The following is a 21,833-nucleotide window of genomic DNA, read 5'->3' on the forward strand; positions in this document are numbered from 1 at the left end:
GCCGACCCCACCACTGCGACACCAGGAGTAGTCATGCGCGCTGCCGTCTACTACGGCAACAAGAAGCTCGAGATCGAAGACGTTCCCGAGCCGACACCCGGAGACGGGCAGGTCAAGGTGCGGGTCAGCCGCAACGGAATCTGCGGAACCGACCTCCACGAGTACTACGACGGGCCGATCTTCATCCCGCCATCCGACCCGCACCCGCTCACCGGCAAGGCCATGCCCCTCGTCATCGGGCACGAGTTCTCCGGTGTCGTCACCGACGTCGGCAGAGGTGTGACGGATGTGCACGAGGGCGACCACGTCGCCATCGAGCCGGTCTATCGCTGCGGTGAGTGCCGCCCGTGCAAGTCCGGTCGCTACAACCTGTGCACGTCGGTGGGTTTCCACGGCCTCATGGCGGACGGCGGCATGGCCGAGTACACCGTTGTCCCCCGCAACCAGGTGCACGCCCTTCCCGAGAGCATCCCGTTGGTGATGGGCGCCCTCGTCGAACCCATGGCCGTCGCGTACCACGCCGCCGTTCTCGGTGAGGTGGGCGACCAGAGTAGTGCGCTGATCTACGGCGCCGGCCCCATCGGCATCGGTCTCTGGTTCGCGCTGCGGGGGATGGGTTTGACGGAGATCGACGTGGTCGAGCCCTCACCGACCCGTCGCGCGTCGATCGAGGCGCTCGGCGCGCGGACACTCGACCCGACGAGCCAGGACGTGTCCGCACTCATCGCCGACCGCACCAACGGTGACGGTGTCGACGCCGCATTCGACGCCGCAGGGGTCGCCGCGGCGGTCACCTCGGCGCTCGAGTGCGTCGGCGAACGCCGACCACTGATCAGCGTGGCGATCTACGACAAGCCACTGCCCACTCCGCTGATCAACCTTGTTCTGCGCGAGCGTCGCATCCAGGGAACGATCTGCTACACCGGCGACGACTACCGGGCCGTCATAGAGCTCATGGCCCGGGGCCACTACGACACCACCGGATGGGTCGACACCGTGCCCCTCAGCGGTGTCATCGAGCAGGGGTTCGAGGCGCTGCGCGCCGGCCAGAAGATGAAGTTGCTCGTCGATCCCACACTCTGATCCCACCCACTTTCACTACAGGAGAATGACAATGACCGTTGCACATGTAACCGGTGCCGCACGCGGCATCGGGAAGGCCATCGCCCTGCGCCTCGCCCAGGACGGCCACGACGTCGCCGTTTCGGACCTGCCCTCGATGAAAGACGAGCTCGACGTCACCCGCAAGGGCATCGAAGCGCTCGGTAGACGATCGGTTGCCCTGACCGGCGATGTGTCGGATCATGATTCGGTCCGGCAGTTGGTCGTGGACACGGCCGATCAGCTCGGTTCCCTCGACGTCTTCGTCGCCAACGCGGGCATCGCGCAGACCAAAGCGCTGCTGGACGTCACCCCGGAGGAGTACGACCGGGTTCACGCCGTCAACGGCCGCGGCGTCTTCCTCTGCTACACCGAGGCGGCACGGCAGATGATCAAGCAGGGCACCGGCGGCAAGATCATCGGCGCGTCCTCGATCGCCGGCCACAAGGGCTTCCCCCTGCTGGGCGTCTACAGCTCGTCCAAGTTCGGTGTACGCGCCCTCACCCAGGCGGCCGCGCAGGAATGGGCCGAGCACGGCATCACCGTGAACGCCTACTGCCCCGGCATCGTCGACACCAACATGTGGGTGGAGGTCGACCGCGACCTCGGCGCCATCAACAATGTCGGCGAGGGTGAGTCCATGAAGGCCATGGCCGCTGGCATCACGCTCGGACGCGTGTCCCGGGGCGAGGACGTCGCAGGGTTCGTTTCCTACCTTGCCGGACCGGACTCGAACTACATGACCGGCCAGTCCGCCCTCATCGACGGCGGCATGCTCTTCGTCTGATTCGCTCGCCCACCCCTCACTTCGTCATCCCTCCCCACAGTTGTGGAGCCCCTCATGACCTCATCTCACGTCCCGACGTTCGGCCTCTGGTACGACTTCCGAAACCCGGCCCAGTGGCGGCAGCCGCTCGGCAGTCTCTACCGGGATTCCATCGACCAGGTGGTCTGGGCGGAGCAACTCGGATTCACCTCCGCGTGGCTGAGCGAACATCACTTCGCCGACGACGACTACGCGTCCTCCCCTCTGACGGTCGCCGCGACGATCGGCGCACGGACGTCGAAGATACGGATCGGCACCAACATCATCGTCGCGGGCCTGCACGAGCCGGTGCGCCTCGCCGAGGACGCCGCGGCGCTGTCGCTGCTGACCGGCAATCGGTTCGAGCTCGGCGTCGGACTGGGCTACCGCGCAATGGAATTCGCCGCCTTCGGGCGCACGGTCAAGCAACGCCCGAGCCTACTCGAAGATGCCATCGCCGTGATCCGACGCGCCTGGAGCGGCAGCGGAGAACCCTTCGACGGCAAGCGCTTCTCGCTGCCCGGAGTTCCGGTGACACCCCTCCCGGAAGTGTCGCCGCGGCTGCTGATCGGAGGCCAGTCCGAGCCGGGCATCGATCGGGCCGCCCGACTCGGCGACGGCCTGATCACCCTGTCGAACGACCACTGCCAGGTCTACCTGGACGCCGTCGAACGCCATGGCGGAAACACTGCCGACGCGCGGATCTACGCGAGTCAATGGGCGATCGTCGCCGACGATCCCGAGCGGGTCTGGTCGCAGGTGGGCGAGCACGCCCGATACCAACTCAACAAATACATCGAGTGGGGATCGTTCGAGGGCCCGAATCAGCCATCACAATTCCCCGACACCCAGTCCATCCTCGACGCCGGCGCCTACCGGTTGATGGACGCCTCGATGGCGGTCGACGAACTGGTGTCACTGGCGACCACCTATCCCCAGATCCGCGACTTCCACTACTGGGCGCAACTGCCCGGCGAGTCCGTCGAATCCGGATCGGCGCGCATCCAGTACCTGGCCGACAAGGTCATCCCCGTGGTGACCGAGAAACTCAGCGCCCGAACCTGAGATGACCCGGAGGATGCAGGCTCACACCTCGATGTTGTGAGCCTGCATCTTTCGATACAGCGTGGTCCGGCCGATTCCCAATGCCTCCGCGGCCTTGCTGCGATTGCCCGCGAACTGTTGGAGAGCCCGCAGAATCGTCTCGCGTTCGGAGGTTTCGATCATGGACAGCCGACGCCCGGACCGCGCCCCCTGAATCTGAGCCGGCAGGTCGGCAATCTGGATCACCCGGCCGGGCACACGGCGGACGAGTTGCTCTACGGTCCGGCGCAATTCGGCGAGATTTCCGGGCCAACTCCAGCGAATCAGCAATTGCTGCGCCTCGGAGGAGAATTTCGTCGAGTGCTCAGAACCCTCCAGTTCCGACAAGACCGCATCGATCAGGCCGGGGATGTGTTCGCTCATGTCTCGGAGGTCGGGCAACGCCACCGTGGTGGCCATCTGACTGATCAGGGAACTGACGTGCGCGGGGGCGCTGTCCCCATCGACGGTGACGACCACCGGAACGTGCGATTCCGCGGGACGCATGAGCGCCTTGACCCGATTCACCTGCAGCGGGGCGAGGTCTTGCAGGTGCTGCACGATCACCGCCCGTCCCGACTCGAGGGCAGCGGTCGCCGCGACGAACCATTGCGGTCCCTCGTCCGGCAGAAGCGTTGCGACATCGACCACGTGGGGATCCTGCTGCGCGAAGTGCGTGCGCAGGAACGCAGCGGCCGTGTGAAGCTTCCCGGTGCCCGGACCCCCGGCGAGTGCAAGACATTCGCGGTGCCGAGCCACCAGGGACAGCTGCTCGTCGACCGCGGGCACCGGATGCACCGGCGGTCGGGGTGATCTCGTCGCCGTGGGCGATCGACGACGCGCGGTCGCGGCCTCCCCCCGGTCCAGTCGCAGGCCGCTGTCCTGTTCCGGCAGCACTCGAATCATGTAGGTGGGGCTCGATCCCGACCCACGGTCGATCATCTCCACCTCGGCCTCGTGCCACTCGGACTGCAGCGGTATCGGCATCCGGCACTTGTCCCGGGTGGGAGCGTTGTCGTTGAGGTAATGCCACAGCATGGCGTGCGTGCCCGGACCCAGATGGGACAGGCCGGCAGTGTTGGCGAACATGGTCTGCTCGTTGATCACGATGACCTGATCGCGCTTGTTCCGGTTCGCATAGAGGTAGGACCGGACCAGGGCATGATCGTGCATTTCGAGTGTCGCGGCGAGGTTGCTCTCGATCTGCCGTCCGACGTCGACAGTGATCGCCCCCATCAGCGGGGACGCGTCCTCGGTGTTGGCGGCGAGTGAGAACGTCCCCAGCAGGCGACCGGTGAAGGGCTCGAAGACCGGGGCCCCGGCACAGGAGAACGCGGCCAATCGCTCGCTGAAGTGCTCGTTGCCCTGGATCACCAGCGGACGCCTCTCGGCGAGGGAGGTCCCCATCCCGTTGGTGCCGATAGTGCGCTCCGAGAAGTCGAATCCTTCTGCAGCGTAGGCGCTGTCGAGTCGAGAGCGCTGGCGCGGTTCGCTGGCCTTGCGGCTGAGGATGTTGCCACTGCTGTCACTGAGAAACATCGCCACACGCACGTCGGCCAAATGATCCGCCAAGCGCGCCAGCACCGGCTCCGCAGCCTCCTCGAGAGCGGAATTGGTGACCAGGCTGCCCCGGTGCGGCGGCTGAACGGACTGCACTTCCTCGCCGATGCACCGTCGCCAGCTACGGTCGATGACCTCTCGGACACCGGAGTGCAACGTATCCGAGTCCAGCAATCCCTTGGTGAGGAGTTCCTCTTTCGCTCGTCGGATCCGCTCCTGATCGAGTGGACCGGCGTCGCGACCGGATTTGCCTCCGCCGGCGCGCTGAGCCATGTGCTCCCCTTTACCCGATACAACAGTGTTCCGCATCACATTCTCGGTCAGTTCAAGTATGCGCTGGTGTTCCAATATGAAACACCGACGATGTATCGGAGAAGTGAGGTGCCTACCCGACGGTTCCTCCGGTACGCAGTCCGGCGATCGTGGCGTCGGTGAGGCCGAGTTCGGTGAGCACGGTGTCGGTGTGCTGCCCCAGGGCGGGGACCGGTCCCATGGGCAGTTCGACGTCGGTGAACGTCATCGGTGGCAATACGGCCCGGACCTGGCCTGCTTCGGTGTCGATCTGCCTCCACCGGTCGCGCTCGGACAGCTGCGGGTGGTCGATGAGATCGCGCATGTCGTTCAGCCGTGCAGCGGGCACCCCTGCTGCGGCGAGCCTTTTGTCGAGTTCGTCGGTGTCGAACCGACGGGTGTGTTCGGCGACGACCGCGTCGGTCTCGGCTCGGTGCCGGACCCGGAGGATGTTGGTCGCGAACTTCGGGTGCTCGACGAGGTCGGGGCGGTCGAACACCTCGGTGACCAGGGCCCGCCAGCCGCGGTCGTTCTGCACGCCGATGAGGATCCGGCCATCGATGGTCGGATAGGCGTCGTAGGGCGAGATCGAGGCGTGGCTCAGTCCCATCCGTTGCACCTGCGTGTCCTGGTACATCTGCAGGTACATCGGGTGGCCGAGCCATTCGACGGTGGCATCGAACATCGACACATCCACAACAGCGCCGACGCCGGTCCGTTCCCGCCGGAACAGCGCCGCCTGCACGGCGGTCAGGGCATACATGCCGGCGGCGATATCCGAGGCGGGGACACCGGTCTTCGTGGCGGTCTCGGGGGTGCCGGTGATCGAGCACAGCCCGGTCTCGGCTTGGACGAGCATGTCGTAGGCCTTGCGGTCCTTCAGTGGCCCGTCGGTGCCGTAGCCGGTCATGTTGACCACGATCAGCTCGGGACGATCCCGGCGGAGTTCCTCCGCGCCCAGACCGAGCCGGTCCATGGCGCCGGGTGCGAGGTTCTGGACGACGACGTCTGCCCGGCCGACGAGTGTGCGGACGATCGAAACACCCTCGGCCGTTTTCAGGTCGACGGTCACCGATTCCTTGCCGCGGTTGAGCCAGACGAAATGCGACGCGATTCCGTGCACGGCGCTGTCGTAGTTGCGGGCGAAATCGCCCTCACCGATGCGTTCGACCTTGATGACGCGGGCACCCAGATCGGCCAGGTGCCGGGTGGCGATCGGGGCGGCGACGGCCTGCTCGAAGCTGACGACGGTGATTCCGTCGAGGGGCAGTAGACCGGGTAGCTGGTTGCTCATCGTTGCGCGCCTGTGGTGTTGCGGGCCTGCTTGACCAGGCCGCCGCCGATGATCAGGCGCTGGATCTCGCTGGTGCCCTCGTAGAGGCGCAGCAGCCGGACGTCGCGGTAGATCCGCTCCACGGCGACCTCGCGCATGTACCCGCTGCCGCCGTGAATCTGCACCGCCAGGTCGGCGACCTTGCCGACCATCTCGGTGCAGTACAGCTTCGCGACCGACGGGGCGATCCGCCGGTCGGTGCCCTCGACCCATGCCCGGGCGGCGTCACGCACCAGCGCCCGCCCGGCCATGACGCCGGTCTGCTGGTCGGCGAGCATCGCCTGCACCAGCTGGAAGTCCCCGATCGCGGTGCCGCCCTGGGTGGCGGTCGCCGCGTAGGCGACGGACTCGTCGAGCGCACGCTGCGCCTGCCCGACCGCCAGCGCCGCGACGTGCACCCGGCCGCGGGCCAGCGACGTCATCGCCGCACGATAGCCGACATCCTCACTGCCACCCACGAGAGCCGAGGACCGCACCCGCACGTCGTCGAAGTGCACGGTCGCCGTGGTGGACCCGGCGTGCCCCATCTTGCGGTCCTTGCCTCCGACCTGCACGCCGGGGGTGTCGGCCGGGACCAGGAACACGGCGATGCCGGGGCCGTCACCGTCGGCGGGCCGGGTGCGGGCGAACACCACGAACAGGTTCGCGATCAGGGCGTTGGTGATGAAGCGTTTCTCTCCGGTGATCAGCCAGTCGTCGCCGTCGTGTACCGCCTTGGTGCGCAGCCCGGCCGGGTTGGATCCGGCGCCGGCCTCGGTGAGGGCGAACGAGGCGACGACGTCGCCGGATGCGATGTCCTCGAGCCAGGTCGTCTGCTGCTCCTCGGTGCCGTAATTGACCAGCACCTGCCCGGCGATGCCGTTGTTCGTCCCGAACATCGACCGCAGAGCCAGGGTGGTGTACCCCAGCTCCATTGCGAGTTCGACGTCCTGGGCAAGGTTCATGCCGAGGCCGCCCCACTGCTGGGGGATGGCGAACCCGAACAGGCCCATGTCCTTGGCCGCGGCCCGGATCTCGGCGGGGATCGCGTCGGTCTCGTCGATCTCCTGCTCACGTGGAACCACCACGTTCCGGACGAACGCCCGGGTGTGGGCCAGGATGTCGCGGAAGTCGTCGTCGTCCAACTGCACTGTCGGATCACTGGTCACGGTGGCGGTCACGGTTGTCTCCTGAAAATCGAACTGATCGTCAGCTCACGCGGCCGGCGAGCCTCGGTACGCCGGGTGCGGCGTGTGGTGGGTGCTTCCAGGATCGGTCAGCGCGGGGACATCCGGTTGTTCCAAATCGGAACACCACGGCGCCGCGGAATCGGACACGATTGAGAGGCGATATCGGAGTAGACCACGACGCCCGCAATCAGCATCCGAGGAAAAGGGTCCATGAGCACGTCCCAGCAACACCAGCCGTCGCCGACAGTGCGGTACGAGGTACGCGACGGCGTCGCCGTCATCCGCCTCGCCAACCCGCCCGTCAGCGGCCTCGGTGACACCGTCCGCGCCGGTCTCGCCGTGGCCGTCGGCCGTGCCGCCGCCGACGACCGGGTACGCGCCGTCGTCATCGTCGGCGAGGGCAAGGGATTCTGCGGTGGCGCCGACCTGCGCCAATTCGGCACCCCCGCCGCGACCACTGACCCCACCCTGCCGGACGTCCTCACCACCATTACCCGTTCACCGAAACCGGTGATCGCCGCCATCCACGGTTTCGCCCTCGGCGGTGGACTCGAACTCGCTCTCGCCTGCCACTACCGCATCACCCACCGGGACGCGAAACTCGGCCTGCCCGAGGTGAACGTGGGCCTGATTCCCGGCGGCGGCGGCACCCAACGTCTGCCCCGGTTGATCGGCGCCGCGGCCGCGCTGCGGATGATCCGGCAGGGCACGCCGGTGTCCGGCGCCCGGGCCACCGAACTCGGTATAGCCGACGACTGCTTCGACGGCGACCCGCTCGGCGCCGCCCTCGACTTCCTCCGCACCCAGGTCGACACCAGCACCTCGGGACCGGTGGTCGACAGTCTGCCGCCGGCCGACACGGCAGGTGTCGACTTCGACGCCGCCCGCCGTACGGTGCGGCCCAGCACCCGCAACGGTCTGGCCCAGCTCACCGCCATCGACGCCGTCGAGACCGCCACCCGGCTTCCTACCGCCGCCGGGCTCGCCTTCGAGCGGGCCGCCTTCCTCGGCCTGCTCGCGGGCCCGGAATCCGCGGCCCTGCGGCACGTGTTCTTCGCGGAGAAGACCGCCCCCAAACTCTCCGGCGTTCCCCCCGTGTCCGCGCGGCCGATCTCCCGGGTGGCGGTCATCGGCGCCGGCACCATGGGCAGCGGGATCGCCATGGCGTTCGCGAACGGCGGACTCCCGGTCACGTTGATCGAACAGAACCAGGACGCCCTGACCCGGGGAACGGCCCTGGTGCGCAAGACCTACGAATCATCCACCACCAAGGGCAAACTCACCGAGACACAGGCACGCGACCGCATCGCGTTGATCGAACCGAACCTCGATCTCGACGCCGCCGCCGAGGCCGACCTCGTCGTCGAAGCCGTCTTCGAGGACATGGCCGTGAAGAAGGAGGTGTTCGGCAAACTCGACGCCGTCTGCAAGCCGGGGGCGATCCTCGCGTCGAACACGTCCCGACTGGACCTCGACGAGATCGCACGTGCCACCAGCCGTCCGTCCGATGTGATCGGTCTGCACTTCTTCAGCCCCGCCAACATCATGAAACTCGTCGAGGTCGTCCGCGGGGAAGCCACCGCCGACGACGTCGTCGCCACCGGCCTGACGCTCGCGCAGCAGATCGGGAAAACCCCGGTGCTGTCGAAGGTGTGCGAGGGCTTCATCGGCAACCGCATGCTCACCCCCTACCGCCGCGAAGCCGAATTCCTCCTCGAAGAGGGTGCGACTCCGCAGCAGATCGACGCTGCTCTGCACCAGTTCGGGTTCGCCATGGGACCGTGCGCGATGTCGGACCTGGCCGGCCTCGACATCGCCTGGGCGGCGCGCAAGCGACTGGCCCCGACCAGGCCGAAAGACATCCGGTATTCGCGGGTCGCCGATACCCTCTGCGAGAACGGACGGTTCGGGCAGAAGACCGGTGCAGGCTACTACCGGTATGAGAAGGGCAGCCGCACACCGGTTCCGGACCCCGCGGTCGACGAGATCATCCGCACTTGCGCCGCCGAGGACGGCATCGAACGCCGCACGATCACCGACGAGGAAATCATCGACCGCTGCGTACTGGCCCTCGTCAACGAAGGCGCCACACTGCTCGGTGAAGGAATCGCCCAACGCGCCTCCGACATCGACGTCGTCTACGTCGACGGCTACGGATTCCCCGCCTTCCGCGGCGGGCCGATGTACTACGCCGAAGCCCTCGGCCTGGACGTCACCCTGCAGAAGATCCGCGACTTCGAGAACGTACACGGTCGAACGTGGACGCCGGCACCACTACTCGCACAACTCGTCGACGCCGGTCGCACCAGCTTCTGATCTTCGGCTGCAACGGGTTCCGTCCTTCGATGGAGGGGCGGAACCCGTTCCGTTGGGTCGCTCACGGACCAGTCACCGTGGTGGGCGCCATAGTTGACGTGCGGTATGATGTGGTTCACACCAATAGGCTCTCTGGCGAACGGTGATGAACACATGCGCGACATATCCGCACACGACAACCCCTCGGCCACTGGCACCTTCGTCGATGACGGACCGGGTAACCCGTTCAAGACGAGTCATCTGCCGTGGAACCTGGAGTTCGATCCCGCAGTGGCGCCCACCACCACCCGTGTCGATCTCGGTGAACCGTGGGTGGTCGGCTGCCGTGTCGGGCGCATGAGTGGACGTCGTCGTGCTCCCGAAATACGTGACACGCCTGGCGAATACGTTGCGCTCCTGATGGTGCATCATGGAACGGAAATCCTGGCACAGCAGGGCAGGAGCACCGAAGTTCCCGCGGGTACTGCCGCTCTGTGGGACGGCGTGCGTCCCGTCGAGTGTTTCAGTGCCGCATCGCTCGTCAAGAGCACGATGTTCGTCCCACGCGCGTTACTGGCCGGAGCGGTCCCCGACCTCGAGTCCGTGTTCGTGCGCACGATCGAGGATTCGGCGACCCTGCGACTGCTGACCGGGTGGCTCGACGTGTCGATGCGGCAGACCATACTCGACCGCGACACGGCGCACACCGCGGGCCGGATGGCGGTCGATCTGCTGCATTCCGCCCTCGCGCGTACTCGCGGCGATGTGAGTGACTCCAGGGAAGTCCTTCTGTTGCAGATCAAGGACTTCCTCGACCGCAACCTCGGAGACCCGGATCTGACGCTGGACATGGTCGCGCGGGCGAATGCGGTATCGGTGCGCTATCTGCACATGCTCTTTCAGGGCACCGGCGAGACCGCCCGGGAATTCCTACGACGCCGCCGCCTCGAGCGCGCCCAGCGCCTGCTGCTCGGTTCCGGACCGGAGCTACCGGTCGCCGAGGTCGCCATCCGTAGCGGCTTCGACAGCCCGTCGTCCTTCAGCCGCGCGTACCGCACCCGATTCGGCGTGGCACCACGCGAGGCACGGCGGCAGTCCACTGCCGCGTAAGGGTGTGCGCTTCCGGTGAAGTTTCGTGCTCACCACGCCAAGACCGGCCCCTGGATGCGTGCCAGCCTGTGATCAGCGCCTCATTTCAACGACGCAAAGGCAGGCACCACCATGACGATCACGACACCCGATCCCGCCGGCGTGCGCGCGCCGCAGGACGGCCCACTCTTCCGGCCCGGCCGGATTGGAAAGATGACCCTGCGCAACCGGTTCGTGCAGGCCCCGATCTTCACCCAGTTCGCGAGCACCTTCGGTGAGGTCGACGAACGACTGATCGAGTACCACCGCGCCAGAGCCCACGGCGGGGTCGGACTGATCATCATCGAGAACACGTCCATCGACTGGGAAGTCGGCCGCACCGTCGGCCACCCGATCCGCATCGATCACGACCGGTTCCGCGCCGGCCTGTCGGATCTGGTCGAGGCCGTCCACAACGAGGGCGCCAAGATCGCCGTCCAACTCCATCACACCGGCCGCCAGAACTCGCAGGGCAACACCGAGCGCAACGAACCACCCCTCGCTCCGACCGCGGGAATCACCAGTGCGTTCGGCACGCCGCCGCGGGCCATCGAGGAACATGAGATTCCCGGACTCATCGATCGTTACGTGCAGGGTGCCCGCCGCGCCGTCGCCGCGGGTTTCGATGCCGTCGAATTGCACGGTGCCCACGGTTACCTGCTGGGACAGTTCTTGTCCCCGTTCACCAACCACCGCACCGACGACTGGGGCGGCCCACTCGAGAACCGCGCCCGGTTCGCGCTCGAGGTCGTCAAGGCCGTCCGCGCGGAGATCGGACCGGACGTCCCGTTGCTGTACCGCCTCAGCGCCGAGGAACCCTACGAAGGTGGCCTCAGCCTCGACGACGGGCTCGCGTTCTGCGAGATGCTCGACCCGCTCGTCGACGCACTCGACGTCAGTGCGGGCAACTACGACACGGCCGCGACCCTGCTGCCGATGATCGCCCCGGGATCCCTCGTCGGGTACGCGAAGGCGGTCAAGAGGCGGGTGTCCGTTCCGGTGATCGGCGTCGGTCGCCTGACCTGGCTGCTCGACGACATGCACAAGGCCGTCGGCGACGGGGAACTCGATTTCGTGGCACTGGGCCGCGCACAGCTCGCCGACCCCGAGACGGTGGCGAAAACCCGTCGGGGCGAGCCCGATCGGGTGCGACGCTGTCTGGCGGTCAACGAATGCATCTCGCGGTGGATGTTCAACGGCAAGCGCACCCAGTGCGTGATCAATCCCGCCCTCGGCCAGGAACGACGTGCGGCAGAAGCGCGACGTCCCGCCGCGATCCGGCGACGGGTGCTCGTCGTCGGCGCTGGCCCGTCGGGCTGCGAAGCCGCCCTGCTCGCCGCCGCCCGGGGCCACGACGTCGAGCTGGTCGACCGTGCACACCACATCGGTGGGCAACTCCGTGCCTGGTCCGCCCCAGGTGCGTTCCGCTCCGAGATCGAGAACCTTGTGGCCTTCTACGAAGGTGAGCTCGACCGGTCGGAGGTGACCCTGCGGCTCGGAACCGACGCCACCACGCTCGCCGTCGATGCCTGGGACTCGGTGCTGCTGGCGACCGGCACGATCCCCACCCACGACGGCCTCGACGCCGTCACCATGCTCACCGAGCGGCGCGCACCCGCGGCCGACGACGTCACCGTCTTCGGCGAGACCGAAACCGCCATGTTCGCGGCCTTGTGGCTCGCCGAGCAGGGCAAGCGCACGACCCTGCTCTCCCCGAACGACGTCGTCGGCGTCGACACCAACGACATGGAGCGAGAACACCTCACCGGCCTGCTCACCGAACACGGTGTCACCATCGGACTCGGCGCGACGGCCCCGGAGACCGGCACCGTCGTCTCGGCCACGCCGCGGGTCCCGTCCACAGTGTTGTCCGCTGCCGTCGACGACGACCGTGTGCAGACGATCGGCACCCGCTTCCGCGGCGGCCGCCTGTACGAGGCCACCCAGTCCGGTTTCTGGACAGCCGCACGAATCTGAGGAGAACACCATGACCGTCCGAGCTATCGAGCACATCGGCATCACCGTGCCGGACCTCGAACAAGCCACCACCTTCTTCGCCGAAGCGTTCGGCGCCGAGATGATCTACGACATGATCGATGCCCCGCTGGCCGGTCCCGGCATCGAATCCGGCCTCGGTGTTCCACCGGGAACCGCGATCGAGTCGATTCGAATGCTGCGGCTGGGCAACGGCCCGAACCTCGAGTTGTTCGTCCACTCCGGGACGAAACAGCGAGAGCCCGTGCTGCCGAGCGATTTCGGCATCCAACACTTCTGCGTCTACGTCGACGACATCGACGCCGCTGCTACCAGACTGGAGAAGGCAGGCGGGACGCTGCTCAGCGCCCCGGGCGACCTGCCCGGCGGCGACGCCGGACCCGGAAACCGGTACCTGTACGCCCGGACCCCGTGGGGAAGCACGGTCGAGCTGGTGACCTACCCCTCCCCGCAGGCCTACGAAGCCGGCACCGAACTACGACGCTGGCGGCCGCCGGTCACCGAGTCCACGGACAGTCGGCGGCAGGAGTCGTGATGTTCCGGCTCATGTTCCGCAGGAACGGCACGTCGTCGGTGCTCCACAAAGAAATCGGGTGATCGCGAATGTCGCACTCTGACGCACCGCCCACGACCGGAATTCACCACTTCTCCCCGACGGTCTCCGACGTGGAGGCGTCGGATGACTGGTACAGCCGAGTCTTCGGACTCGAGCGATTGCCGACCGTCGCTCCTCACCATGGCGACGAGGAGGGCGGATATGCGGTGTTGTTGATCGATCCGCGCACTGGTTTCCTCATCGGGTTGCACCACCACACGGCTGTCGTCGCGGGCTCATTCGACGAACGTCGTGTCGGCCTGGATCACATCGCGTGGGGTGTGCCCCAGCGGAGCGACCTCGACGCCTGGGCAGCATGGCTGAGTGAGCTGGGTGTTCCGCACTCGGGTGTCATCGACAAGGACAGCGCACGCCCCTACTCGGTGGTCGTCTTCCGCGATCCGGACAACATCCAGTTGGAGTTGTTTCACAGATCGTGACAACCGACCGCTGGCCGGGTGCGAGAAATCCGGGTGCGGTCTCGGGCATGCGCCACAGGATGGGGAGAGCCAGCAGGGCGACAGCGGTGACCATGGCTCCGGGGGCGATCACCGAACCGCTGGCCTGGACCAGGGTTTGGGCGCCGTACGGGGTGAGGCCACCGAAGATGGTGGTTGCGACGGTGCCGACGGCCAGACCAGACAGCCGGCCGGCGACGGGTAGTTGTTCGGGAGTCGCGGCGGCCCCGACAGCGCCGAGGCCGCCGGCGATGCAGGCCAGGATCACCGCGCCGGTCAGCGCGCGGGCGAGCGGGCCGTGGGCCATGAAACCGAACATGTTCACGGGCAACGCAACCGCAAGGACGCCGAGGACGATCAGGGTCGGTCGCCGCCCGAAGCGGTCGGACAGCGCTCCGGCGATCGGGGTGACCACGACGACGGCCACCGACGCGATCGTCGTCAACCCGAGTGACCACCGTTCGTCATAGCCGCTCACGGTGGTCAGATATACGGGCACGTAGGTGATGCCGACGTAGTAGGTCACCGAGGCCAACGCGGAGATCGCGAACGTTCGATACAGCGCGGGCCGGTGAGATCGCAGAATGGAGCCGAGCGGGCGCGAAGGTACCGACCCGGATTGCCGCAACCGCTCGAAAGCCGGGGACTCCTGCATGATCGACCGAGCGGCCACGGTGCCGGCCGCAAGGACGGCTCCGACCAGGAACGGGATGCGCCAGCCCCACTCCTCCAGCGCGTCACCACTGACGAAGAACACGGTCAGTGCGGAAACCCCGGCGGCGAGCAGACCACCGATCTCACTCGCCGCGGCAGCCAGTGACGCCACCAACCCGCGACGGCCCGGAGCCGCACCCTCGACGAGGTAGGTCATCACGCCGGTGTACTCCCCGCCCACAGAGAACCCCATCACGCACCGCAACAACAGCAGCAGGACGCCGGCGGTGGACCCGACTTGCGTCTGGGTGGGTAACAGCGCGGTCGCGAGCATCGCGATGGTCATCACAGTCATCGACCCGAGCAGGACAGGGCGCCGGCCGAGTCTGTCACCGAAGTATCCGAACACGAGCGCTCCGATCGGGCGCATTACGTAGGCGATCGCGAAGACGGCGAGCGTGGTGAGGATCGATTGCGGTCCGTCGCCGAAGAACACGCGGGAAAGAACCGTGGCCATGAACAGGTACAGCGTGAAGTCGTACCACTCGACGATGGTCGAAAGGGCCGCGACCACGATCGAGGCCCGCGGGAGTGGGTGGTCGGTGGCCGCGTCGCCTGCGGCGGGCGGCCCCTGAGGGTCGGGGACAGCGGAATTGATCGTCATGAGGAAGTGCACTCCGGGGTGTCGAAGAGTCAGGCGCCGAGTTTGCGCAGGCAAACGATACCTCGTATCGAGGTATCTCGTTTCGAGGTGTACTCTGGCAGCATGCTGGAGTTGACCATTCTGGGTTTCCTCACCGACGGTCCGTTGCACGGTTACGAGCTGCGCCGCCGCGTCACCCAGTTGTCCGGTTACACCCGCCCGGTCAGTGACGGCAGCCTGTACCCGGCGATCAAACGCCTGGTGCGGCAAGGGCTTCTGGAACAGCGGGCCGAACCCGGCTCCGCGGCGGCCCCACGGCAGGTGCTGCACCTGACCGCCGGCGGCCGGAGCGAACTGCTGCGCCGCCTGCGGGAACCGGACGAACACGAGATCACCGACAACACCAAGTTCATGACCATCCTGGCTTTCCTGTCCCGGTTGCCCGACCCCGCCGCTCGGGCGGCGGTGCTGCGGCGGCGCCTGGCGTTCCTCGAGGAACCGGCCAGCTTCTTCTACGAGGGCGACCGACCGCTGCGCGCCGAGGAGGTCGGTGACCCCTACCGCCGCGGGATGCTCCAAGTGGCCCGGGCGACCAGTACCGCCGAGCGAGCCTGGCTGCACGAAATCCTTGCCGAACCGGAAGTCGATCCCAAGTAGAACGTCCGCCGCAACATAATCGCGTGCGCGTCACTCCTGTGGCGTGCGAGAGAAAGGACTCCCCGTGCTGGCAGTCTGGTACGACACGCAGGGCCCGGCCGAGCAGGTGCTGCGATTCGGGGAACTGCCGACCCCCGAACCCGGCCCCGGTGAGGTTCGGGTGCGAGTGACCCGTTCCGGGATCAATCCCGGCGACACCAAGAAGCGTCGGGGCTGGCTGGGGTCGGCGATGCCCTTCCCCCGGGTCATCCCGCACAGCGACGGCGCCGGCGTGGTCGACAAGGTCGGCGCAGGTGTCGATTCTGCTCGCATCGGCGAACGGGTCTGGGTGTTCGGTGCGCAGTCCTACCGCGCGTTCGGCACCGCAGCCCAGTTCACGGTTGTCCCTGCCGGTCAGGCCGTGGCTCTTCCCGAGACCGTCGGGGACGATGTCGGCGCCGGCCTGGGTATCCCCGGCATCACCGCCCACCGCGCGGTCTTCGGTGACGGCTCGGTCCGGGGCAGCACCGTCCTGGTGCACGGCGTGCTCGGCGGCGTCGGAAGTCTTGCAGCGCAACTCGCTACGTGGGGCGGAGCGACCGTCATCGGGACGGTGCGTCATCGCGTCGACCTCGAGAACGCCCACGGCCGCGGCGTCGAGCAGGTCGTCGCACTGGGTGGTCCCGACCCCGCGGGCGAGATCCGCGATCATGCGCCGGGCGGGGTCGATCGCATCGTCGAGGTCGCCTTCTCCGACAACGTCGACCTCGACGCCGCGGTCGCGAAGAACAACACCGTGATCGCCGCCTACGGCACCGGCGAGGGGCGGCCCAACTTCCCGTTCTGGCCGATGCTGTTCGACAACATCACCATTCGCTTGCTGGGCAGTGACGACTTTTCGGCTGAGGCCAAACAACAGGCCGCCACCGAACTGACCGCCGCAGCGGCGGACGGCGCCCTGTCGATCGCCATCGACGAACCCGTCCCCCTTGATCAGGCCGCGCGCGCCCACGACCTCGTCGACCGCGGCACCCACACCCGCATTCTGCTGGATGTGCCGGACTGAACGAATGACAGGAAGGGCGTCCTCTACGCACGTCGGATGCCACCACCGCGTCGCAGGCACCCCGAGCGGCCTTCTCCACCGACTCGACCGCTGACTCCATATCACCAATCGGCCAATGCCCACGAAGGCCGGTTAAGGAGCGGCTGAAGGAGATCCGCCAGAGGTCCGACCACGGCGGATCTTCCCAACCGCACCGCGCTGATCCGGTTCGTCGGAGCGGTTCTCGCCGAGCAGCATGACGAGTGGAGCGAAGCTCGCCGCTAGCTCGGGCTCGATGCGCGCCGGCACCACCGCCCACCGAGCAATCACGCGGCGACCTCGTACACCACGCCCCGGGACTTGACCCGTGGGTGAGTACGACGGCGTCCGCCCTCGGTGGTGAGCTGGCACGAATCGGCCTGACCGTCCCCCGCGGACCGACTCGAGGATCTGCTCACCGAACGAGTGGCGTAGCGGAGCGAATGCGCATCACAGAACGCACCGCGCGTCAGTATTTCGATCAGGAAGCACTGCGCACGCTCGCCCGTGAACTGGCCCTTAGCATCAAAGAAGAGGCACCCGTCGCCGACCTGCTGACCCTGCCCCGCACCGTCGCCATACCCCTCTCCACCCTCGGCGTCCTGACCCGAGGTCACGACGATGACCTTCCCACCGTCTGGGTGCCGGAGCCACTACTCATCCGAGCGGTGCGGCTCGTCGAGAACACCGCCGACCTCGTACAACAAGGCTCGCACTGGAACGTACGACCCCACCTGCAGAAGGCACTGAGCGAAGACGCCGCCCGGCTCCGGGCACTGGATTCCCGACACCGACCGACGGTCCGGCTCGGGTCTGTGGCGGTTCCCGACGATCCATCGTGAACACCGTGGTGTCCCAGGCCAGATCCGCGCGTCAATTGGGGCATGGCTTAGCGGCGGCCGGGTTGATGTGCTGGCCAGCCCGGTTGGGTGTTGTGTCATCGACCCGGATGATCATCGGGGGTCACACGGTGCGGTGTGGGCGCCCCGCCGGCTTGACACACACCACCGGGTCGGCGGGTTCCACTGAACCCGATCCTGGAGATACGTTGCGTGAGTTCGTAAAGACATAGGGGCAGGGAGCCCTGGCGGGGTTGTCCCAAAAGAACTGGTGCGCAAGCACTCCACCCGGTTCCGGTAAAGCCGCATATTCGATTCCGTCGTAGTGGGCGCCTGGGGGTGGCGAGGGGTCAGCGATCGCCGGCGCGGCGACGACGCTGACAGCGCGCAGAGAGCTTGTTGCTGATCGTCATCCTGGGTATCACTGTCGTCCCACTCCTGCCCAGAAGTCATTGATGGTCGCGGCGCCCCGTTGTGGGTCTTGCGTGAACCACCAGTGGCCGAGTCCGGCGAGCTCTGCGATCTCAGCACCGGCGCGCGCGCTTGCGCGGCGACGATGCTCGTCGGTGGCGTAGGAGTCCTCGGTGGCGATGACCGACAGGCCTGGCCGCGCGGCGGCTCGCTCGAGATTGCGGCCTAGCTCGGCCATGGACGGCTGGGTGGCGTCGCGGTACAGGCGAAGGATGCACTCGCCCATGGCGGCGTTCTGCCCCTCTGCGACAGGTAAGGCAACGTCTGGGTGCATTCCCTTCTGCACCAGTGCCGCAGCACGTTCGGTGACCGGCGGGTCGATCATCGCCGCTACCGCCTCCTCGCCGGCTCCCGGGGTCGCCCACACCTGCACCCGATCGGGCCACCGGAAATCCTGGTCGAAGAGGCCGATGACGTCGCACACCCAACTGCGCACCAGTTCTGGCCGTGTCATCGCGACGTTCATCACGTGGGCACCGCCCCAGTCGTGACCCACCAGGTGGACCGGCTGCCCGAAGCGCTCTAACTCGGTGACCAGCCAACGGCGGTACTCCTCCACCGTGGCCGTAAACCGCGGGGGCACCGGGGCACCGAAACCCGGTGGGGACAGGCGTACGACGGGTCCGCGATCGAGGAGCGGAGCCAATCTGTTCCAGACGGCGGCGGTCTCGGGGTTGCCGTGGACGAGGCACACAGTCACGCGCTTCCCCTTTGCATCAAACTCGAACATCGGTGGCGGCCCTCAACCGCAAATAACCAGGTCAACACCCCGGATGCCCGTCGAACCGTACAGTCCCCGTACTCACCGTGCGACGAAAGGAATGCATCTGATGAAATAATGGAGGGCTTCAGTTGACATAATAACTCTCTTATCGGCGTATTACGTAGCGCGGCAGGGATCTCTCGATTACTTTTCGCGATCGTGCGCCGAGAGCAACGAACGCCCCTCGCCGAACGGGGGGCGTTCGTTGTGCGTGGGTGGGCGCGCAAGGCTGGAAACCGCTGTGTGGGGCTGCCTACAGAGGGTGCTTACGCCCCGGAGACCCCGCCCGCCGAACGTCGCCGGCGCCGTCTCTTCACTGCCTTTTCGGTCCCTACCTGCGCGAAATCCTCGATCGAGGCGCTCCGACTGCACTCTGCAGAGCAAAAAGTGTGCTCAGCTGGGTTTTGATCGAGACGTTGCGAAAAAGTCTTTTTACAGCAGTCACCCCGCACAAATCATGAGTGACACGGACCAGCCCCTGGACGATCAGGATTCGCATTGGTGATGTCCCACTTACCGTCCCGTTGCGGAGATGGTCAACGGACTACCTCTACGGGACGGGGGTTGCCCCCTGAGTGAGGACATCGTGCAGACACACTCGGCCGAGAACATCCCGAACCACACCGCCGATGACGGTACATTCGGCGGTTCGGCGGTTGCCTCTATCGGCACTGTCCGCCCGGTCGTCACGCATACGCCGGGTGCGCGCAGGTGGGCGGCGAACCTCGATTCGACCTCGGCGGTGACGACGAGCGCCGTAGAGAACCCCACAAACCGCGGTCAGCGTACTACGGGCGGTGCAACCCCTTGGATCGACATTCCGTCCAGTTCGACACGGCGGGCCACGGACCTCGCTACCGTCCGAGACATAGGACCACATTCCACTGGCCGAGCCGCTGGCCGCAGATCACCCGCGCCATCCGAACGCGGGACACGACGCACCCGAACTGCGGCCCCTGCGTGCCGGCGACGTCCTCGACAATGCCTCCCGGGCCGCGGTGCGCGCACACGCGACATTGCCGATTGCACTCGCGCACTACGTGGACGCCGGTCTCCGGGTGCTGTCGTCGCCGAACCCGCAGGCCAACGTGATCGCCACCAGTAAGCGGGCGCTCATCGTCTCTACGAAGCCCTCCTACAGACCGGCGTGTCAGTGCCGGTCCCTGCCCCGGCGGCCAATCGCGAGTCGCAATGTGTACCGGCCGGCGGGGTCGAGACCGCCCGAGTCTGGGAGCGAGCGGCGCTGACCACAATACGGCGACGGACCTTCACCGTCCCACAGGCACCGAACCCTCGCGTCAGCGGAAAAGAGCACCAACAAACAGGAACTACTCCCGGCGGCGAGGTGCGGCGCGTTCCCACCAGTCGATCCTCTCGCCTTCGGCCACGCGCTTTTCCAACGAACGCGCGGTCAACTCGACCTGGGCGCCGGAACCGGACCAGCAGACCGTCCACAGTTCCTTCGCCGCGAGGTGATAGTGGTGCAGGACCTCATCGACGGTGTGCGCGTCCACCTCGCCGGCCCGGAAACGGTCCACCTCCGCCGCGACACTCGAACTCGGCAAACCACCCGCCCCTTCCTTGCGAGTGGTCCGTCGATGCGCCACGGAGATCAACCGGCCGTCCTCCCGCCAGAATGCAGACCCCGGCACCGCAATCCGGTACTACAGGAGCCATCGTTCGCGGAGAGTCGAATCCGATCCGGACCCACGGCCTCCATCAGCAAGAGAATCAGAGCCAGATGTGAACCCTCCGACCGAAGGGGTCCGGCGGCCGGAGGGTCTGGCCGTCGCGGGGTTTGACGTTCCGAGGTCACGCGGCAGCACGCCCATCGGATACCCGCATCCGACTGGTCTACTCCTCAGCCGAGAACGCACCGGTCCAGCTGACCGAAAGCGCCTGCCCCAGCCCGCTGAGCAGATCCTACGACCTGATGAGCCGGACCGAGTCGGGTCCAACGGACCCCGACATAAAACCGGAAAGTGTGTTCGATCTAGGAAAGTGTGTTCGATCTAACGGGGTGCGGACGCTGGTCACCGCCCTGATCGTCGTCGCCCGTCCGGCCTCACCCCTGGGGACGACCCCGTGGGGCCAGTCCGACGAAGACTGGAATCGGGCGGCGCGTCATCTTCTGCGAGACCCGACAGAGGGGGACACGCCGAACATCATGCGACGAACCTCCACATCGGGTATGCATTGTGCAGGGCGTCGTTCAACCCCATTCAGGACGGTTCACGACAGCCGTCCGGCCAGATGATCTCGTTACTCGAAGGGCAGGTGAATGGCCACCCAGAAGCGGGCGGAAGTCACTCGTCGCGCATTGCTCCATTCCGCGGCCGAGGTATTCACCCGCCACGGCTACACAGACACGAAGCTGAGCGAGATCCTCACCCAGGCCCTGGCCACCAAGGGGGCCCTGTACTTTCACTACGCCTCCAAAAAAAACTCGCCCGCGCCGTCATCGAGGAGGGCACGAGGCGGTTCACTGCCGTGTGCACCCCGTACCTCGCCTCCCCCACACCGGCATTCGAGGCCATGATCGGCATCTCCTTCGTCACGGTCGACGCCGCCCTCACCGACCCGGTGATGGGCGCAACATTCCGCCTCATCACCGAAATGGGCGACTACCGAAGTTCGGAGACGGACACCTTTGCGACCTGGATATCCACCTACCAACTCCTCGCCCGCCGAGCAATCGACGAGGGTGACCTGCGCGAGGACGCCGATCCGGACGCAGTCGGTCGGCTCCTGGTGGAACTCTTCGCCGGGGCACGCCTCCTGGCGACGGCCACCGACACCCCCGCCACCCTGCCGACGCGGACGGCTATGGCGTGGGATCTGCTGCTCCCGGTGCTGGTGACCACCCCGAAGGTCGACTACTTTCGACAATTCGTCACCCGGAGGCTGCCCACGGTGGGCCTGCCGTGAAA

The 21,833-nt window shown here is 66.8% G+C and carries 17 protein-coding genes and 3 pseudogenes; 14 read left to right on the top strand and 6 right to left on the bottom strand.

Translation table 11 applies throughout. From position 1 onward, the window contains the following. Nucleotides 1-33 precede the first annotated feature (33 nt). From ACFWAY_RS39565 to ACFWAY_RS39575, 3 genes are read left to right on the top strand one after another with little or no spacing between them, the layout of a single operon-like run. Nucleotides 34-1,083 carry a 2,3-butanediol dehydrogenase gene (locus ACFWAY_RS39565; protein ID WP_378514399.1) on the top strand — a complete coding sequence of 350 codons (1,050 nt, stop codon included), beginning with the start codon at nucleotides 34-36 and terminating at the stop codon, nucleotides 1,081-1,083. 31 nt (nucleotides 1,084-1,114) lie between these two features. After that, nucleotides 1,115-1,888 (top strand): SDR family oxidoreductase, encoded by a 774-nt coding sequence (locus tag ACFWAY_RS39570; protein WP_268788901.1) that lies wholly within the window; start codon nucleotides 1,115-1,117, stop codon nucleotides 1,886-1,888. Between the two features lie 54 nt (nucleotides 1,889-1,942). Then, nucleotides 1,943-2,971, top strand: coding sequence for an LLM class flavin-dependent oxidoreductase (locus ACFWAY_RS39575; protein WP_378514400.1), 1,029 nt, complete (start codon nucleotides 1,943-1,945; stop codon nucleotides 2,969-2,971). Nucleotides 2,972-2,992: 21 nt separating this feature from the next. On the opposite strand, the gene ACFWAY_RS39580 is transcribed toward ACFWAY_RS39575, so the two are convergent. The 3 genes from ACFWAY_RS39580 to ACFWAY_RS39590 form a co-directional block, all read right to left on the bottom strand. Next, nucleotides 2,993-4,822: a sigma-54-dependent Fis family transcriptional regulator gene (locus tag ACFWAY_RS39580; protein WP_378514401.1), complete on the bottom strand. Its 1,830-nt coding sequence runs from the start codon at nucleotides 4,820-4,822 to the stop codon at nucleotides 2,993-2,995. A 112-nt stretch (nucleotides 4,823-4,934) separates the two neighbouring features. Then, on the bottom strand, nucleotides 4,935-6,134 hold the full coding sequence (locus ACFWAY_RS39585; protein WP_378514402.1) for a CaiB/BaiF CoA transferase family protein: 1,200 nt from the start codon (nucleotides 6,132-6,134) through the stop codon (nucleotides 4,935-4,937). Further along, on the bottom strand, nucleotides 6,131-7,333 hold the full coding sequence (locus ACFWAY_RS39590; RefSeq protein ID WP_378514403.1) for an acyl-CoA dehydrogenase family protein: 1,203 nt from the start codon (nucleotides 7,331-7,333) through the stop codon (nucleotides 6,131-6,133). Before ACFWAY_RS39590 ends, ACFWAY_RS39585 begins: the two co-directional genes overlap by 4 nt. Nucleotides 7,334-7,552: 219 nt before the next feature. Here ACFWAY_RS39590 and ACFWAY_RS39595 point away from each other — a divergent pair, with 219 nt between their 5' ends. The 5 genes from ACFWAY_RS39595 to ACFWAY_RS39615 all read left to right on the top strand — a co-directional run bounded on the left by ACFWAY_RS39595 (nucleotide 7,553) and on the right by ACFWAY_RS39615 (nucleotide 13,795). Beyond that, nucleotides 7,553-9,658, top strand: coding sequence for a 3-hydroxyacyl-CoA dehydrogenase NAD-binding domain-containing protein (locus ACFWAY_RS39595; RefSeq protein ID WP_378514404.1), 2,106 nt, complete (start codon nucleotides 7,553-7,555; stop codon nucleotides 9,656-9,658). Between the two features lie 153 nt (nucleotides 9,659-9,811). Then, entirely contained in the window at nucleotides 9,812-10,747 is a 936-nt protein-coding gene (locus ACFWAY_RS39600; RefSeq protein ID WP_378514405.1) for a helix-turn-helix domain-containing protein, read from the top strand. Nucleotides 10,748-10,858: 111 nt separating this feature from the next. Continuing rightward, nucleotides 10,859-12,742, top strand: a complete 1,884-nt coding sequence (locus tag ACFWAY_RS39605) for an FAD-dependent oxidoreductase (RefSeq protein WP_378514406.1) — start codon at nucleotides 10,859-10,861, stop codon at nucleotides 12,740-12,742. A gap of 10 nt (nucleotides 12,743-12,752) precedes the next feature. Next, nucleotides 12,753-13,295, top strand: coding sequence for a VOC family protein (locus ACFWAY_RS39610; RefSeq protein ID WP_378514407.1), 543 nt, complete (start codon nucleotides 12,753-12,755; stop codon nucleotides 13,293-13,295). Nucleotides 13,296-13,363: 68 nt separating this feature from the next. Next, nucleotides 13,364-13,795: a VOC family protein gene (locus ACFWAY_RS39615; protein ID WP_378514408.1), complete on the top strand. Its 432-nt coding sequence runs from the start codon at nucleotides 13,364-13,366 to the stop codon at nucleotides 13,793-13,795. Here the strand turns inward: ACFWAY_RS39615 and ACFWAY_RS39620 are convergent. Further along, nucleotides 13,707-15,131, bottom strand: coding sequence for an MFS transporter (locus ACFWAY_RS39620; RefSeq protein ID WP_378514409.1), 1,425 nt, complete (start codon nucleotides 15,129-15,131; stop codon nucleotides 13,707-13,709). The genes ACFWAY_RS39615 and ACFWAY_RS39620 overlap by 89 nt on opposite strands. Nucleotides 15,132-15,233: 102 nt before the next feature. On the opposite strand from ACFWAY_RS39620, the gene ACFWAY_RS39625 reads away from it, so the two are divergent. From ACFWAY_RS39625 to ACFWAY_RS39640, 4 genes and pseudogenes are all read left to right on the top strand, one after another. Then, on the top strand, nucleotides 15,234-15,767 hold the full coding sequence (locus ACFWAY_RS39625; protein ID WP_378454842.1) for a PadR family transcriptional regulator: 534 nt from the start codon (nucleotides 15,234-15,236) through the stop codon (nucleotides 15,765-15,767). Between the two features lie 64 nt (nucleotides 15,768-15,831). Continuing rightward, nucleotides 15,832-16,812, top strand: coding sequence for an NADPH:quinone reductase (locus ACFWAY_RS39630; RefSeq protein WP_378514410.1), 981 nt, complete (start codon nucleotides 15,832-15,834; stop codon nucleotides 16,810-16,812). Between the two features lie 134 nt (nucleotides 16,813-16,946). After that, nucleotides 16,947-17,073 (top strand): annotated as a pseudogene (locus ACFWAY_RS39635) (transposase); the annotation flags it as partial. A gap of 200 nt (nucleotides 17,074-17,273) precedes the next feature. Beyond that, the gene (locus ACFWAY_RS39640) at nucleotides 17,274-17,672 is read left to right on the top strand and encodes a hypothetical protein (RefSeq protein WP_378514411.1); all 399 of its coding nucleotides are present in this window, start codon (nucleotides 17,274-17,276) and stop codon (nucleotides 17,670-17,672) included. A gap of 418 nt (nucleotides 17,673-18,090) precedes the next feature. Here ACFWAY_RS39640 and ACFWAY_RS39645 read toward each other — a convergent pair whose 3' ends face one another. Continuing rightward, nucleotides 18,091-18,840: an alpha/beta fold hydrolase gene (locus ACFWAY_RS39645; protein WP_378454839.1), complete on the bottom strand. Its 750-nt coding sequence runs from the start codon at nucleotides 18,838-18,840 to the stop codon at nucleotides 18,091-18,093. A gap of 969 nt (nucleotides 18,841-19,809) precedes the next feature. On the opposite strand from ACFWAY_RS39645, the pseudogene ACFWAY_RS39650 reads away from it, so the two are divergent. Next, a pseudogene (locus ACFWAY_RS39650) lies at nucleotides 19,810-20,042 on the top strand (phosphatidylserine/phosphatidylglycerophosphate/cardiolipin synthase family protein); the annotation flags it as partial. 189 nt (nucleotides 20,043-20,231) lie between these two features. Here ACFWAY_RS39650 and ACFWAY_RS39655 read toward each other — a convergent pair. Then, on the bottom strand, nucleotides 20,232-20,555 hold the full coding sequence (locus ACFWAY_RS39655; protein ID WP_378514412.1) for a hypothetical protein: 324 nt from the start codon (nucleotides 20,553-20,555) through the stop codon (nucleotides 20,232-20,234). Between the two features lie 629 nt (nucleotides 20,556-21,184). Here ACFWAY_RS39655 and ACFWAY_RS39660 point away from each other — a divergent pair. Next, nucleotides 21,185-21,831: pseudogene (locus ACFWAY_RS39660) on the top strand (ScbR family autoregulator-binding transcription factor). Nucleotides 21,832-21,833 lie beyond the last annotated feature (2 nt).

Source organism: Rhodococcus sp. NPDC059968, from assembly GCF_042738615.1.
In the GTDB taxonomy this organism is placed as follows: Bacteria; Actinomycetota; Actinomycetes; order Mycobacteriales; family Mycobacteriaceae; genus Rhodococcus_F.